Raw genomic sequence first — 2,156 nt, 5'->3', positions numbered from 1 at the left:
CTTCGCGGTCCACGCGACCGACGGCCGCGCGCGCGCGGGGCTGATCGAGACGCGGCGCGGCGCAATCCGCACTCCCGCCTTCATGCCGGTCGGCACCGCCGCGACCGTCAAGGCGCTGCGCCCGGCGGAGGTGCGCGCGGCGGGCGCGGACGTGATCCTGGGCAACACCTACCACCTGATGCTGCGCCCGGGGCCGGAGCGGGTGAAGCGGCTGGGAGGCCTGCACCGGTTCATGCGCTGGGACGGGCCGATCCTCACCGACTCCGGCGGCTTCCAGGTCATGTCCCTGGCCAAGATCAGCAAGGTGAAGGAGGAGGGGGTCACCTTCCAGAGCCACATCGATGGCTCGCGACACGCGCTCTCTCCCGAACGGTCGATCGAGATCCAGGCCGACCTTTTGGGCGCGGACATCGCCATGCAGCTCGACGAGTGCGTGAGCTGGCCTGCCGAGGAGGGGAGGGCCAGGGAAGCCATGCAGCTGTCGCTGCGCTGGGCCGAGCGGTGCAAGGCGGCCTTCGGCCAACGCGAGGGTCAGGCCCTGTTCGGCATCCAGCAGGGCTCGACCTTCGAACATCTGCGCAGGGAATCGGCCGAGCGGCTGATCGAAATCGGGTTCGACGGCTACGCGATCGGCGGGCTCGCGGTGGGCGAACCGCAGGAGACGATGCTGCGGGTGGTCGAAGAGACGACGGCGCTGCTGCCGGCGGACAAGCCGCGCTACCTGATGGGGGTGGGTACGCCCGAGGACATTCTCGAGGCGGTCGCGCGCGGGGTCGACATGTTCGACTGCGTGATGCCGACCCGCAACGGGCGCCACGGCGTCGCGTTCACCCGCTACGGGCCCGTCAACCTGAAGAACGCGCGCCATGCCGAGGACCCGCGCCCACTCGACCCCGATGCCGGCGACCGCGGTTACTCACGCGCTTATCTGCATCACCTGGTCAAGGCGAACGAGATGCTCGGGGCGATCCTGCTGTCCCAGGCGAATATTTGCTACTACCAGGCGCTAATGCAGGGCATCCGTGCTGCAATCGCGGCCGGGGAGTTCGAAGATTTTCGCCGCACCACCCAGGAGGACTGGAGCAGGGGTGATATTGCGCCGATCGGCACCCCAGTCAGCGCGCCGTGAGCCGTGCCAAAAAACCTTCGCAGACAACGGGTTCAAGAATAGCCATCGGGCCGCGGTGTTCATGTTATAAGAGCCTGCCCGTCCCGGGCGGGCTCTGGGGAGGACCACCATGTCGACCACAACCGCCGCCGGCGCGCACGCGTCGGTGTACCGCTACTCGATCGTCTCCTGCTTCGCAGCCGGGTTCATCTCGGTCCTGCTGTTCCAGATGGGCGCGATCGCCATCCTGAACACACTAGGCCTCGTGCCATTCAAGCCGTTCGACTATGCCGCGACACAGCCGCTAGGCGTGCCGCGAATCTGGTCGTTCGCGTTCTGGGGCGGCGTCTGGGGCATCGTGTACGGCGCCGTCGAACAGCGCTTTCCGGAAGGACCGATGTACTATGTGGCCGCCTTCCTGTTCGGCGCCATCGCGCCGGTTCTGGTGCTGTGGTTCATCGTGTTTCCGCTGAAGGGCGCGCCGATGGCCGCCGGATGGGACGTGGGGCGGATGATCATGCAGATCATCTTCCACGGCTGCTTCGGCCTCGGCATTGGGGTGTTGTTGAGGTGGCGCAGCGCATAACCTGCACCCAGCCTGCAGTCGCCGGGCGTGAGCGCCCGACGACTGAGGGCACTCGGAGCATCTTCGTGAGCGAGCGTACGCGTCGGTGATGGAGTTCGGAATCCAATTCTTTCCCGACGTCGGCCCGGCCGAGAAGTCGGCGCAGGCGTATTGGGCGGACGCGCTTGCGCTCGTCGCGCACTGTGACGAGCTCGGCTACAGCCACGTGCGCACGGTCGAGCATTATTTCAACGCCTACGGCGGCTACAGCCCCAATCCGATCGTGTTCCTCGCCGCGGCGGCGATGCGGAGCGCCAAGGCACGGCTGGTCACCGGGGCGGTGCTCCCGGTGTTCAACAATCCGCTCAAGCTCGCCGGCGAGATCGGCATGCTTGATGCCATTTCGGGCGGGCGGCTCGACGTAGGTTTCGCCCGCGCGTTCCTGCCGCACGAGTTCGCCCGCTTCGGCGTGTCGGTGAACGA

General features: G+C 67.2%; 3 protein-coding genes. All 3 read left to right on the top strand.

The annotated features are described in order from the left end of the window. On the top strand, positions 1-1,129 hold a 1,129-nt coding region (gene tgt, locus JOY90_RS17855; RefSeq protein WP_291692440.1), incomplete at its 5' end, for a tRNA guanosine(34) transglycosylase Tgt. A gap of 109 nt (positions 1,130-1,238) precedes the next feature. Continuing rightward, positions 1,239-1,694 carry a hypothetical protein gene (locus tag JOY90_RS17850; protein ID WP_291692439.1) on the top strand — a complete coding sequence of 152 codons (456 nt, stop codon included), beginning with the start codon at positions 1,239-1,241 and terminating at the stop codon, positions 1,692-1,694. 88 nt (positions 1,695-1,782) lie between these two features. Continuing rightward, on the top strand, positions 1,783-2,156 hold a 374-nt coding region (locus JOY90_RS17845; RefSeq protein WP_291692438.1), incomplete at its 3' end, for an LLM class flavin-dependent oxidoreductase.

Origin of the sequence: Bradyrhizobium sp., from assembly GCF_019242285.1 — a bacterium.
GTDB lineage: Bacteria > Pseudomonadota > Alphaproteobacteria > Rhizobiales > Xanthobacteraceae > Bradyrhizobium.
Note: the sequence above shows the minus strand (reverse complement) of the source record. Positions and strands in the feature narration are given on the sequence as shown.